The 13888-nt window shown below is 34.8% G+C and carries 15 protein-coding genes; 7 read left to right on the top strand and 8 right to left on the bottom strand.

Annotated features, from left to right (window positions below; all coding sequences use genetic code 11):
* Window positions 1-82 precede the first annotated feature (82 nt).
* Complete coding sequence (locus AC3WRL_RS12425) at window positions 83-1021, bottom strand: helix-turn-helix domain-containing protein (RefSeq protein ID WP_214831364.1); 939 nt, start codon at window positions 1019-1021, stop codon at window positions 83-85.
* A 152-nt stretch (window positions 1022-1173) separates the two neighbouring features.
* On the opposite strand from AC3WRL_RS12425, the gene AC3WRL_RS12430 reads away from it, so the two are divergent.
* The 5 genes from AC3WRL_RS12430 to AC3WRL_RS12450 all read left to right on the top strand — a co-directional run bounded on the left by AC3WRL_RS12430 (window position 1174) and on the right by AC3WRL_RS12450 (window position 2573).
* On the top strand, window positions 1174-1329 hold the full coding sequence (locus AC3WRL_RS12430) for a hypothetical protein (protein WP_214831365.1): 156 nt from the start codon (window positions 1174-1176) through the stop codon (window positions 1327-1329).
* 189 nt (window positions 1330-1518) lie between these two features.
* Window positions 1519-1689: a hypothetical protein gene (locus tag AC3WRL_RS12435; RefSeq protein WP_214831367.1), complete on the top strand. Its 171-nt coding sequence runs from the start codon at window positions 1519-1521 to the stop codon at window positions 1687-1689.
* Window positions 1690-1738: 49 nt separating this feature from the next.
* Window positions 1739-1900 carry a hypothetical protein gene (locus AC3WRL_RS12440; RefSeq protein WP_214831368.1) on the top strand — a complete coding sequence of 54 codons (162 nt, stop codon included), beginning with the start codon at window positions 1739-1741 and terminating at the stop codon, window positions 1898-1900.
* A gap of 191 nt (window positions 1901-2091) precedes the next feature.
* Window positions 2092-2298, top strand: a complete 207-nt coding sequence (locus AC3WRL_RS12445) for a bacteriocin (RefSeq protein WP_214831369.1) — start codon at window positions 2092-2094, stop codon at window positions 2296-2298.
* A 122-nt stretch (window positions 2299-2420) separates the two neighbouring features.
* Window positions 2421-2573, top strand: coding sequence for a hypothetical protein (locus AC3WRL_RS12450; protein WP_214831370.1), 153 nt, complete (start codon window positions 2421-2423; stop codon window positions 2571-2573).
* A gap of 168 nt (window positions 2574-2741) precedes the next feature.
* Here the strand turns inward: AC3WRL_RS12450 and ychF are convergent, their stop codons facing one another.
* From ychF to AC3WRL_RS12480, 6 genes are all read right to left on the bottom strand, one after another.
* Window positions 2742-3833 (bottom strand): redox-regulated ATPase YchF, encoded by a 1092-nt coding sequence (gene ychF / locus AC3WRL_RS12455; protein WP_214831373.1) that lies wholly within the window; start codon window positions 3831-3833, stop codon window positions 2742-2744.
* 181 nt (window positions 3834-4014) lie between these two features.
* The gene (locus AC3WRL_RS12460) at window positions 4015-4566 is read right to left on the bottom strand and encodes a ferritin (RefSeq protein WP_214831374.1); all 552 of its coding nucleotides are present in this window, start codon (window positions 4564-4566) and stop codon (window positions 4015-4017) included.
* 223 nt (window positions 4567-4789) lie between these two features.
* Entirely contained in the window at window positions 4790-6394 is a 1605-nt protein-coding gene (locus AC3WRL_RS12465) for a glycoside hydrolase family 10-like protein (protein ID WP_492330405.1), read from the bottom strand.
* 130 nt (window positions 6395-6524) lie between these two features.
* Window positions 6525-8330, bottom strand: a complete 1806-nt coding sequence (typA, locus tag AC3WRL_RS12470; RefSeq protein ID WP_214831378.1) for a translational GTPase TypA — start codon at window positions 8328-8330, stop codon at window positions 6525-6527.
* Window positions 8331-8517: 187 nt separating this feature from the next.
* Window positions 8518-8775, bottom strand: coding sequence for a DUF1294 domain-containing protein (locus AC3WRL_RS12475; RefSeq protein WP_214831379.1), 258 nt, complete (start codon window positions 8773-8775; stop codon window positions 8518-8520).
* Between the two features lie 116 nt (window positions 8776-8891).
* Entirely contained in the window at window positions 8892-9206 is a 315-nt protein-coding gene (locus tag AC3WRL_RS12480) for a GIY-YIG nuclease family protein (RefSeq protein ID WP_214831380.1), read from the bottom strand.
* A 188-nt stretch (window positions 9207-9394) separates the two neighbouring features.
* Between AC3WRL_RS12480 and AC3WRL_RS12485 the strand changes: the two genes are divergently transcribed.
* Both AC3WRL_RS12485 and AC3WRL_RS12490 read left to right on the top strand, forming a co-directional pair.
* A complete protein-coding gene (locus tag AC3WRL_RS12485; RefSeq protein WP_492330406.1) occupies window positions 9395-11518 on the top strand; it encodes a Tex family protein in 2124 nt (707 codons plus the stop codon).
* Between the two features lie 7 nt (window positions 11519-11525).
* A complete protein-coding gene (locus tag AC3WRL_RS12490) occupies window positions 11526-12107 on the top strand; it encodes an RDD family protein (RefSeq protein WP_214831382.1) in 582 nt (193 codons plus the stop codon).
* Window positions 12108-12141: 34 nt separating this feature from the next.
* On the opposite strand, the gene AC3WRL_RS12495 is transcribed toward AC3WRL_RS12490, so the two are convergent.
* Entirely contained in the window at window positions 12142-13713 is a 1572-nt protein-coding gene (locus AC3WRL_RS12495; protein WP_492330407.1) for a M20/M25/M40 family metallo-hydrolase, read from the bottom strand.
* Window positions 13714-13888: the final 175 nt, after the last annotated feature.

Below are 13888 nucleotides of genomic sequence, written 5' to 3' on the forward strand. Positions count from 1 at the left end.
TGTTATTTTTAATGGGACAAAGTTCAGATATTTAAGAGTGCCGATGTTTGCTTCAATCAATCTTATATTTGCAAAATTCAAATCAAGAGCGAAACTGCAATGGATTGAAAGATGTTTTTCTCTTAAAAAAGTTTGAAAAATGAGCGATCTCCTCAAAACCGAGAGCATATGATATTTCGGAAACATTCCATGTAGTTTGTCTCAGTAATATCTTAGCTTCCTGAATAAGCCGGTCAGCAATAAATTCTGTTGTTGTTTTACCTGTATTTTCCTTAAGTTTTTTATTTAGATAGTTAACATGCACGGCAAGCCTGTCGGCATAGTCTTTTGCTGTTTTTAGCTGCAACCTCTGATCGTAGGATTCGATTGGAAACTGCCGTTCCAATAGTTCTATAAATAATGAAACCACCCTTAATGAAGCATCATTAGATGTTGATAATTTAGTTGCCGGTTGTAATTTCTGCCCGTAATGAATAAGTTCCAATACATAGTTTCTGATGAGATCATATTTAAAAATATAGTCAGATTCTATTTCATTTTTTATTTTCTTAAAAAGCATCTCTATTTCATTGGCAAGCTCATCATCAATTTCAAATAAAGGAAATCCTCCCGGCTGAAATATTGGGAGATCTTCAAGGGAATTGTGCGATTTATCTTTAATAAAAAAATCCTCCGTAAATACACAAAAACTACCTGACTGATTGGGATCCTCGGGAACCCAGTGATAAGGAACTTTTGGTGTAGCAAATAATAACGCGTTATTTTTTATGGCGATTACTTTATCAGCATATTCAGCTCTATTGCGTCCGCGGATCAGACTTATTTTATAATATTTCCTTCTATTATAAGGCATTTCAGAAGTTGTTCTTGCTTTTTCGATCGTTTGTGCTATATCAAATACATTAAAATGGCCTATATCTTTATGTAAACCTTTTGGAAAAATACTTTCCAGATCTTTCCCAAGCTTAGCCGTCATTTCTTTATAGAAATCTTCTAATGAAGCATGAACAATTTTTTCCATAATCAAGAATTTGTAAAATTCAAATATATAAAGTTACGTAAATATTGAATTTGATTACTTTATTGCGATAAATAAATATTTTTCATAATAATGTGATATAATAAGTATTTTTTTATAACTTAGATTTAAACTAATCTATTAAACTCATTATCATGAAAAATCAAAATTTACAAAAAGGAAAAAAATTAAACAAAAGAGAGCTAAGAACAATTACCGGTGGTCTGCAAATGTGTATAGATCCTGACACTAATCAATGTATTGCTTATGGACGCCAGTGTGCGGAATTTCAATGTAGATATATTCCTTAAAATTGATATTTTTTTTATACAACCACTCGTAATGAGTGGTTTTTTTTATTCATAAATCTTATAAAACCCTAACACACTTACATATACGGACGGAAAAACGTATAAAAAATAAATATTATTCATAAAAACGTGAGATACATTGAATTATTTTTAATACATTCGTTATCAACAAATTTATTAATTTATAATATGAAAAATCTAAACCTTGGAAAAGGAAAAAAACTGAACAAAAAAGAATTGAGAGTAATTACTGGTGGACGAATGATATGTATTGATCCGTTTACAGGAAGCTGTAAAAGAGTCGGGGCATTTTGCGCGGAACCAGAATGCAGGCCTGATCCTATTGAACCATTAAATTAAATCCTTTAATTATTTACGATCATTTTAACTAACTTATAAAATCAATATTATGAAAAATCTAAACCTTGAAAAAGGAAAAAAACTGAACAAAAAAGAACTGAGAGTAATTACAGGTGGATTAATGCAATGCCGCGATCCAAAAACAAATGGCTGCAGAGTATTTTCAAATGGCTGCGCTGAGATTGACTGTCGTCCGGGATTGATTCCATAAGATAAAAAAGATTATAACAAAATGCCACTCCACTATTGAGTGGCATTTTTTATTATTTAATTAATTACCCATTGTTTCATTAAAACAAAATCCTTTTTTATTATTTACAACTAAATTAATCCTTCAAAAGTGACATAAAACTAATTATTTTTCCTACCTTAGTTTTATCTAACCTACTAAAAATCATTAACATGAAAAATCAAAACCTACAAAAGGGGAAAAAACTAACAAAAAAAGAATTAAAAACAATTGTTGGCGGGATGCTGGATTGCAAGCAACCTATTGCATGCCCTACTTACCCTTGTGATCCTCCACTTCCAGATTATCCAAATGGTTGTACTACTATTGCTGTAGGTTGTGCACAAAAAGAATGTCGCCCAGGAATTGATCCAGTATAAAAGACTGTTACCGAACAATCCTTTTAAAAATTTATTTATAAAAAACTATAAAAACAATCCTATATAAAGTGTTATTTAAAATAAACTTTATTCCACTTAATTTTTAACTAAAAATCCTTACTATGAAAAATCAAAATGGAAAAAAACTGAGTAAAAGAGAATTGAGAAGCATTACAGGTGGATTACTTGACTGCATCGATCCTGCTACAGGAGGCTGTAAAAGAATATCAATAAGTTGCGCTCAATTACAATGCAGACCAACAATAGAGCCTTAATAAAAATACTATTAAAAAAATGCCATTCTTTAATTAGAATGGTATTTTTTTTAATATTCTATTCTCCATCTATTACCCTTCTTTGAATATTTTGTATGATCATTGCATACAAAAAACGCTCCCAAATTCATGAAAGCGTTTTTTTAATTACTATAACTTTAATATTCTTTATACGTTGAATCTGAAGTGCATAATATCACCGTCCTGTACGATGTATTCTTTTCCTTCTACAGATAATTTTCCTGCTTCTTTTACTTTAGCTTCAGAGCCATAGCTTAAATAGTCGTTATATTTAATAACTTCTGCACGGATAAATCCTTTTTCAAAATCAGTATGGATCACTCCAGCAGCCTGAGGAGCTGTCCATCCTTGTCCTATTGTCCATGCTCTTACTTCTTTAACTCCAGCCGTAAAATAAGTCTGAAGTTTCAACAGGTCATATGCTTTTCTGATCAAACGATTAACACCTGGTTCCTCCAAACCTAATTCTTCCAAGAAAATCTCTCTTTCTTCAAAAGTTTCCAATTCATTGATATCAGCTTCAATCTGAGCAGCTAAAACAACAATCTCAGAACCCTCTTTTTGGGCCATCTCATCGATTTTAGCAATCCATTCATTTCCATTTTTAATTGAGTTTTCATCAACATTACAAACGTAAAGAACCGGCTTATTTGTCAACAACTGAACATCTTCAATAATAGCCTTTGTCTGATCAGTTAAAGGAAATTCTCTTGCATTTTTACCATCTTCTAAAAACTTCTGTAAATTCTGAAGAGTCTCATAGGTAAGAATATCTTCTTTTTTTCCAGATTTAATAAACTTTTTAGCCTTTTCAACCGCTTTTCCAACAGTCTCAAGATCTTTAAGCTGAAGTTCGATGTCGATAATTTCCTTATCTCTCATAGGGTCTACAGAACCTTCTACGTGAATAATGTTTCCATTTTCAAAACATCTTAAAACATGTATAATCGCTTCACACTCGCGAATGTTTGCTAAGAACTGGTTTCCTAAACCTTCTCCTTTACTCGCTCCTTTTACCAAACCTGCAATATCTACAATTTCCACAACAGCCGGTAAAACTCTCTCTGGGTTTACTAATTTTTCCAACTCAAATAATCTTTGATCTGGCACAGATACCGTTCCTAAGTTCGGTTCTATAGTACAGAAAGGATAATTGGCTGACTGGGCTTTTGCATTGCTCAAACAGTTAAAAAGAGTTGATTTACCAACATTCGGTAAGCCTACGATTCCACATTTCATATTGTTCTATTCAAAGTTTAATGTTCTATTCTGACTTCAAGGTTTATATATCTTCAATCATTAAAATTTTAAATCAAGCACCTTGAATTATAAGTTTGCAAAGATAGTGATTTTAAGACGAGTTTCATAATAAAAAAATCTGCCAAAAGTTTGGCAGATTTCTATGATTTCTATTTTACTGTTAAGGATTTGAGCCTGTAGCATTTTGAGCCAATGGGGCATCATCTGGTGTATTCTGTAACGTTTTATCTAAAGTAAATAAAGATTCATCTGTTGCACGATCACCACCGGCAATTTTCAACTTGTCAATTAAGTTCTGAGCCAAGGTTTCTTCTTCTATTTGCTCTTGTACGAACCACTGCATAAAATTCCATGTTGCCCAGTCTTTTTCCTGTAAAGAAAGATCAACAATCTTATAGATTGCAGTTGTATTATCTACTTCATGTTTAAAGATCCCATCAAAACAAGCAGTTAAGGATTCGGGATCAGCAGGAGGCACAGGAATAGCATCTACTTTAGGCTTTCCTCCTCTGTTTAAAACGTACTCCATAAATTTAATCGAATGATTTCTCTCTTCCTGCGCGTGTCTGTATAAGAAATTAGCAATCCCCTGATATCCTTTATCGTCGGCCCAAATTCCATAAGACAGAAATGTATGTGATGCATGAATTTCTTTGTTCATCTGATCACTTAAAGCTTTTTCAATGGCAGGTGAAAGTCTGTTGGTATTCATAATATTTATTTTTAGTGATTATGAATAAAATGATGCAAAAATGGTTCCGATAAAGTTTTTAATTTTAATTAAAACAAGAAAAACGTCCTATAAATAAACTGATAATCAATAATTTAAATTATTAATTTATAGTTATTCTAAAATAAAAACCAATTCTTATTAGAACTGGTTTCTATTTTTTTCGGGTTGTAAGCTGTTATAGCTCATGTTTTATATGGAATGACTATTTTACTTTCTTTGCCATATAATCACTCTCATTTCCTAATCTATCTACTGCTTTTATAGCCACAGCATTTAGTGTTTTTCCATCTTTATATTTTGGAATATCTTTTGAAAGTGTATCCAGTGTTAAAATTTCTGTTTCCCAAACACCATTGTACTGCTTAAACAGTACCCATTGAAAAACGTCTTTCAAATTTTTACTACTCCAGTTTGCCTGCGCAAAGCTTCCATTCTCCGTAATGAATAGTGTTGGAGTCAACATCGGTAAAGCTTTAATCCAAGGGCTCTTAGGAACCAAAGCTTTTTCTTTATAGGGCCCGTTCTTCAATGTACTTAGCATCAGTGGATTTTTTGTTAATCCCGCAATACTCCAATGAACCTCTCCGGCATCACTTTTTAAGATCTGTCTGGAAAGTTCAATTTGGTTTTTAATTTCATTAGGACGATCTGGCGTTCGAATTTCGACCGTGTTCAATCCCGGCCATAAATGACGATTCATTGTGTTTTCAGATTTCCACCAATTTAATAAAGCTTCAAAACCTTGTCCCTTAGAATCAATCGGCCAGTATAATTGTGGTGAAAAATAGTCTACCCAGCCCTTATTTAGCCATAACTTTGCATCAGCATACAATTCGTCATATTGAGAAGAACCTGTAATTCCTGCGGGGTATCCGGGCTTCCAAATTCCAAAAGGGCTGATCCCAAACTTTACATAACTTTTTTCAGCATGAATTTCTTTATAGATCCGCTCTACAAACTTATTTACATTATCTCTTCGCCAGTCAGCTCTGGATAATGTCCCACCACTATTTACATAAGTACTCCAGGTAGCATTATCCGGAAAATCAGCGCCTTTGTTATAGGTGGCATAAGGATAGAAGTAATCATCGAAATGAACAGCATCTATATCATATCTTGTCACGATATCTTTTACTACATTGGAAACGTGTCCCTGGGTTTTAGGATTTGCCGGGTCAAACCAATACATTCCATTCTTTAATCTCACAACAATATCAGAAAGCTTATTGGCCATTGACAGACTGTTTACAGAACCTCCATTCGTATGATGTGCTCTGTATGGGTTTAGCCAGACATGAAGCTCCAACCCTCTTTTATGTGACTCTTCAATCCAGAATTGTAAAGGATCATAATTGGGATATGGTGATCTTCCTGTTTCACCTGTCAAAAAATAAGACCATGGCTCCAAAGAACTTGTATATAATGCATCTGCTGATGGACGTACCTGGAAAATAACCGCATTGAAATTATTATCTTTCAGCATATCGAGCATACTGATTGCCTCAGCTTTCTGTTGATCAATAGACAAATCATTTCTTGACGGCCAGTTGATATTGGCAACACTTGCGATCCAGGCTCCACGAAATTCTCTGTTCACAGCTGGAAGAATGACTTTCAAATCTTCATCAACAGGTTTTACGGGATTGGGTTTATTCACTACCACCGGATCTTTAGGAATATTTTTAACGGGATTTGTTGTGTTTGGATTTCTGGTAGGCTTTACCGTGTTATTCTGAACAGTATGGGTACTTCCACAAGAGGCTAAGACACCCAGAAACAATACCAGTTTTAAATTTCTCATTTTCATAGTTTGCAAAACTACATTAAATTATTTTTTTTAGAATTTTAAAAATATTATAATAAAATGGATTATGTATCTTTTTAAACATAAAAAAGCCTCGAATTCTCGAGGCTTTTATTATAATAAGGAATTTTTATTAAGCTTTTCCTGATCTTTCCATTCTTTTTCTTTCTTCTTCAGAAAGAACTTTCTTTCTCATTCTGATGAAGTTTGGAGTTACCTCAATCGCTTCGTCACCTTGGATGTATTCCATACATTCTTCAAGTGAGAATAAGATTTTCGGGGCAACACCTGTATCTTTATCTTTTCCAGAAGCTCTCATGTTATTTAACTGTTTTGCTTCTACGATGTTTACAACTAAGTCACCTGGCTTGTTTTGCTCCCCAATGATCATACCTGCGTAGATTTCCTCACCCGGATCAACATAGAACTTACCTCTATCCTGTAATTTAGCGATAGAATATTCTGTAGCAGGACCTTGAGTTTTGCTGATTAACACCCCGTTGCTTCTTCCAGGAATAGCACCTTTGAAAGGCTTGTATTCTGTAAAACGGTGTGCCATAATAGCTTCACCCGCAGTAGCTGTTAACATTTGAGAACGCAATCCGATCAAACCTCTTGAAGGAATTTCGAATTCCATGTGTTGCATCTCACCCTTGGTTTCCATAATGTGAAGGTCACCTTTTCTCTGTGTCGCTAAATCGATTACTTTAGAAGCAAATTCTTCAGGAACGTCAACAACTAAAGATTCATAAGGCTCACATTTTTCTCCGTCGATTTCTCTTAAGATAACTTGTGGCTGTCCGATAGTCATTTCATACCCTTCTCTTCTCATTGTTTCAATTAAAACTGACAAGTGAAGAATACCTCTACCAAAAACCAGGAAAGTGTTTGCATCACCAGTCTGCTCAACTCTTAATGCTAAGTTCTTCTCTAATTCTTTAGTTAATCTTTCCTTTAGATGGTTAGAAGTTACATATTTACCATCTTTACCAAAGAAAGGTGAATTGTTGATAGAGAACGTCATGTTCAATGTAGGCTCATCAATTGAAGTTCTTGGTAATGGTTCAGGATTTTCAAGATCTACAAAAGAATCACCAATCTGGAATGCATCGAAACCTACTACAGCACAGATATCTCCGGCTTTTACTTCACTTACCTTTTTCTTTCCAAGACCTTCGAAAACGTATAATTCTTTTACTTTTCCTTTCAAAACCTTACCGTCAGCCTGTGCCAGACCAATCCATTGAGATTCTTTGATATCACCTCTGATTACTTTTCCGATAGCAATTCTCCCTAAGAAAGAAGAATAATCTAAAGAAACGATTTGCATCTGTAAATTTCCTTCCTCAACTTTAGGTTCAGGAACATATTGTAAAATACCATCTAATAATGGGAAGATATCTTCAGTTTGCTCTAATGAAGTGTTGAACCAACCTTGTTTAGAAGAACCATAGAACGTAGGGAAATCCAATTGTTCTTCTGTAGCTTCTAAGTTGAAGAACAAATCAAATACCTGATCGTGAACTTCATCCGGACGACAGTTTGGTTTATCAACTTTATTGATAACAACCAATGGTCTTAATCCTAATTCCAAAGCTTTTTGAAGTACGAATCTTGTTTGTGGCATCGGCCCTTCAAAAGCATCTACCAACAAAATTACTCCGTCCGCCATTTTTAAAACTCTCTCAACTTCACCACCAAAATCGGCGTGACCAGGAGTATCAATTACGTTAATTTTAACGTCTTTATAAGTAACAGAAATATTTTTAGATAGAATGGTAATTCCTCTTTCTCTTTCAAGATCGTTATTATCCATTATTAATTCTCCACTTTCCTGATTTTCTCTGAAAATGTTTGTAGCATGAATAATCTTGTCAACCAAGGTCGTCTTCCCGTGGTCAACGTGTGCGATAATCGCAATATTTCTAATGTTTTGCATGAATGATTTTTACGGGTGCAAAAATAGTGTTTTTTAATTAATTAATTAGTATGATTATGTATTATTTAACAAATTCATAATGAGAAAGTTAAAATAAATAGTGGAGTTAAGGCCTTACACTATAAGTTATCATATAAACTCTAAGTGCTTAATAGTCCGATTATAAGATCATACTTGATATATAATCTCAGGTATATTTTCTGAAAAAATAAATCAATGCTATTTGAATAAGAAGGATCAGTCCAAATTTAAGTAAGAAAGATTTTTTAGAAATTTTGTGCCTGAAAATCAACATTCCCAATATCGCACCAATTGTTCCGCCCAGAAATACTGAAATTAACAGGGTGTTTTCCGGAATTCTTCTTTGATGCTTTATAGCACGCCTTTTATCGAACCCAAATACAGCAAAAGAAAATAGATTAATAATCAAAAGAATGTAAATCATAAGTTTGCAAATGTAATAAAATTGGTAATTCGGAATTTCTCTGCATCCAACGATTGATAGTAATAGGTGGCTGAGGCTCTCGAAGCCACCTCTGCCCTCGAGGACCCCGGATCACATCAGGTAATCTCGGTATCAGATTCATTTCTTACATCTCTATAAGCAATTGCCAATTTTGGTAAAAGTTCCGGCATACCATTGATCAGTGCTTCTTTTTTCTTTCTGCTCCATCCCCGCACCTTCTTTTCCCGATAGAAGGAAAAATACACCTGTTCATACTCTTCAAAATAAATAAGATATACAGGAAGTCTTTTACGGGTATGATTGGCACCTTCACCCTTTTGATGTTGTAAAATCCGCCTTCTCAGATCATTTGTACTACCGGTATAATAGCTACCATCGGAGCATAGCAATATGTACAACCATCCTTTCATTGCTTTCTTTATGTTTTATATAAAGATAGAAAATTTAGTTAAAGGTGGCTTCGAGAGCCTCAGCCACCCGGTAGAATTCTATAACGTATAAAAATTAGTCCAAAAAAAAGCATCCAATTTAAAGTATTAAATAAACCTTACTTCATCATCCTGGAAAAGTCAGTATTTTAGCGGTCTAATTTTACATAATGACACATATTGAATTCATCCAGAAGATTGTAAATATTTCCGAAAAAAGTATCCGTGCTACGCTTGAGCTATTGGCAGAAGACTGTACCATTCCTTTTATATCCCGCTATAGAAAAGACAGAACCGGAAATCTGGATGAAGTACAGATTGAACAGATTTCAAAAATCAATAAGCAGTTCGAAGAAATTTTAAAAAGGAAAGAAACCATTTTAAAATCTGTTGAAGAACAAAATGCACTAACATCAGAATTCAGGCAAAGAATAGAAGAAAGCTTCGATATTCAGGAGCTTGAAGATTTATACCTTCCTTTTAAGAAACGTAAAAAGACAAAAGCAGATACTGCAAAGGAAAAAGGATTAGAGCCTTTGGCAAAGATCATAATGAGTCAGAAAAGTAATGATCTTCAATCTTCAGTGTCAAAATATTTAAATGATAAAGTCATCTCTGAAGAAGAAGCTCTTCAGGGAGCCCGAGATATTATGGCAGAGTGGATCAATGAAAATATGTATGTCCGTAAAAACCTTCGTCGTTTATTTCAGCGTAAAGCTATCATCTCCTCTAAAGTAGTTAAGGCTAAAAAAGAAGAAGAGGGAGCTCAAAAATTCGCGCAGTATTTTGAATGGGATGAAAGCTTAAACAGAACTCCATCTCACCGACTTTTAGCCATGTTAAGAGCAGAAACTGAAGGTTTTGTAAAGGTAAATGTGGACATTGATAAAGAAGGGGCTATTGATTTCATAGAGAATGCCATTATCAAATCCAATAATGAAAGCGCTGAACAGATTGCCCTGGCTATAAAAGACAGCTACAAAAGACTATTGGAGCCCGCTATTTCTAATGAAACATTACAGGAGGCTAAAGAAAAAGCAGATAAAAAAGCAATTGAAATTTTCTCTGAAAACCTCAGCCAGTTATTATTGGCACCTCCTTTAGGTGAAAAAAGAATTTTAGCGATTGATCCTGGTTATAAAAGTGGTTGTAAAATTGTCTGTTTAGATGAAAAGGGAGATCTTCTTCATAACGAAACCATCTACCCTCATGCTCCGCAAAATGAATCAGGAATGGCTATGAAAAAAATCCGCTCTATGGTTAATGCATATAATATTGAAGCCATTTCTATAGGAAACGGAACGGCGAGCCGTGAAACAGAGTTTTTCATCAAGAAAATTGCCTTTGACAAGCCATTACAGGTATTTGTGGTTTCTGAAGCCGGAGCATCTGTTTATTCCGCGAGTAAAATTGCCAGAGAGGAGTTTCCAAGTTATGATGTAACCGTTCGTGGAGCGGTTTCTATAGGAAGAAGACTGGCAGATCCATTAGCTGAACTCGTTAAAATTGATGCCAAATCTATTGGTGTCGGGCAATATCAACACGATGTAGATCAGACCCAATTGAAAAATGAACTGGATTCTACGGTTATGAAATGTGTGAATTCCGTAGGGATCAACCTTAATACTGCGAGCAAATCATTGTTAAGTTATGTCTCCGGAATTGGTGAGAAAATGGCTGAAAATATCGTTAATTACAGAGCTGAAAATGGCGCTTTTGAAGACAGAAAGCAATTAAAAAAGGTTCCTCGATTGGGAGAAAAAGCTTTTCAACAGGCTGCAGCATTTATTAGAATAACCAATGGGAAAAATTCTTTAGATAATTCAGCTGTACACCCTGAAGCTTATGGTATTGTAGAAAAAATGGCAAAAGATCTTGGAATTAAATCCAATGAATTAATTGCCAACAAAGAGAAAATCGCTTTAATTCAACCAGAAAAATATATTACCGATGATATTGGTATTTTGGGTATTAAAGATATTCTAAAGGAACTTGAAAAACCGGGACTGGATCCCAGAAAGGCAGCTAAGGTATTCGAATTTGACCCTAAAGTAAAAAGTGTAAAAGATCTGAGAATAGGAATGATCCTTCCCGGTATCGTCAATAACATTACCGCTTTTGGATGTTTCGTTGATCTGGGAATCAAAGAAAGCGGATTGGTTCATATTTCTCAGCTAAAAGAAGGTTTTGTTTCCGATGTGAATGAAGTGGTAAAATTACATCAGCATGTTCAGGTAAAGGTTACAGAAGTGGATGAAGTAAGAAAAAGAATTCAACTAAGTATGATCTTATAAAAATGATATGAAAATATCAGAAATCAAGGAAAGAAAAATCATTAACAGACCTACTCCATATTTTGATGAGTTGGGTTATCGTATCTACCATGCTTATGAATATCACCTTCCTTATAATCCCAGTTATAAAGGAAATGAAACAGAAAGACTTTTTGCCAAGTGGATTGATATGCTTCCTTTCTGTCTCATTTTTTACTTTATATTCCACAAAGTGGTTTTTATAAGCATTTTATTTTCTGTTCCATGTGTTCTGATTTTGGGAACAATAACAGAGTTTTATTGGGGAACAACTTTGGGTAAGAAAATATTCAAAATTAAAGTCCTCGATGACTATGGGAATTATCCAAACTTTTTAAAATCGCTAAAGAGAAATCTTTTATGCCTGGCTAATTTCTCTCCTGTTTTTTCAGAATACACTTCCAGAACCGTTGCGATGGGAAGAAGAACAGGTACGCGAATGAATTTCAGTATGCATATGAATAATTCAATTTGTACAACTTATATTGTAAAAGAAAGTAAAATACCGGAAATCAAGGAACTTCTCAAATACCAGGGAAAACAAGATTTACTTGATCATGTTTCGAAATAAAAAACCGTCTCAGTACTGAGACGGTTTCATTATATTATTTAAATTCTTTAGAATCTCTTCTTGGCTCTTTTGCTTCAGGCCATTTTATGGTCTCTCCTTTTTCATCCTGTGGCATTACCCTTCTCTCCCTGCTCGTAAATTCAGGATCTTCTGATGCCATATATGCTAACGCAGCTGTCAGGATCACATTATTTTTAAGCTCATCAAAAACAATCTTATCATAGGTATCTTTAGTTGTGTGCCAGGTATATCCGAAATACCCCCAATTCAGTGAGCTTAAAGAAAATCCAGGTACACCTGCTGCAACAAATGAAGCATGATCAGAACCTCCACCTCCAGGCATTCCTGGGAAGTCTGTTTTGATATTATCTCTTACGCTTTTAGGAGCAGCATTCAGCCATTTTCCTATATAGTCATAGGACTTTACGAATCCCTGACCACTGATATTCACCACGCGACCAGTTCCGTTGTCCTGATTAAAAACCGCCTGAGTTCCTTTCATAATTTCAGGATTGTCTGCTACAAATCCTCTGGAACCATTCAATCCCTGTTCCTCACTTCCCCACAGTCCTATTACAATGGTTCTTTTATTGTTGGGATAGTACTTTTTCAGAATCCTCATCGTCTCAAGCATGGTGAGCGTACCAGTTCCATTATCTGTAGCCCCTTGAGCTCCGTCCCATGAATCCAAATGCGCAGAAAGAATGACATATTCATCAGGCTTTTCTTTTCCTTTAATCATTCCTATCGTGTTAAAGCTTTTTGCATCAGGAAGTATTTTTGACTGGGCTTCTACTTTAATTTTTGGCTTTTGACCTTTTTCAGCCATCCTATACAGCATTCCATAATCTTCTACATCGATGTCGAACATTGGGATTTTTGTGGTTTTAGCACCAAAAATCCTATTGGCTCCCATAACTCCAGTCCAGTTGGATATTGCAATTCCTGCTGCACCAGCCTTTTCTAAAGCCTCTGGAAGTGTAGTATTATCATATCCTATATTCTTTACATAATCACGAAAATCTTTAGAAGCCTGTTCTTTTTCAGCTTTCAGTTTCTCATAGAGTTCCGGAGTACCAAATTCTTTGATCTGTTCATCAGAGCGGCCAATCTTTTGATATTGCGCCATCAATACAATTTTACCTTTTACAGAAGGTAACCATGTGTCGAATTCGGCTTTAGAAGATACCTTAGGAAGTACGATCACTTCTGCTTCAACAGCTTTTTTTGTCGCCGGGCTCCAAGCCAGTTGTGTAGCAGATAATGATTTTATACGCGGATAAACCATATCTACATGCGTAATTCCTCTCTGCCAGCCTTTCCATGTTCCAAATTGCTGAAGATTTGCATCCACTCCCCAAGAGCGTAAAGTCTTTGCAGTCCATTCATTAGCTGCCAGCATTTCAGGAGTTCCTACCAAACGGGGTCCAATACCATCAAGCAGCTCGTAAGCCATATTTTCGAGTTGAGAATTAGTATTCACTTCATTAACAAAACTTTCTACAACAGGATTGAGTTTTTCCTGAGATTTTGCCGGGACTTGTGCTAATGAAAACTGCGCTGCCAGAACGACTGCGGGCATTGCAAAAAAGGTGTTTATCTTCATAGTATTATTGATTGGACTAAAGATAAAAGAATTCGGGGAAATTAAAAAAAGGAATGAGAAAAAATTGATTCAACACCACTTATACATAAATCAGTGAAATGAATCACAATCTTTAGATAAGAATATCGTTTTATTTTTAATTATTTTAGCACGACAAATACGGTAACTACCTATA

This window comes from Chryseobacterium sp. FW101-FHT12H09 (assembly GCF_058790395.1).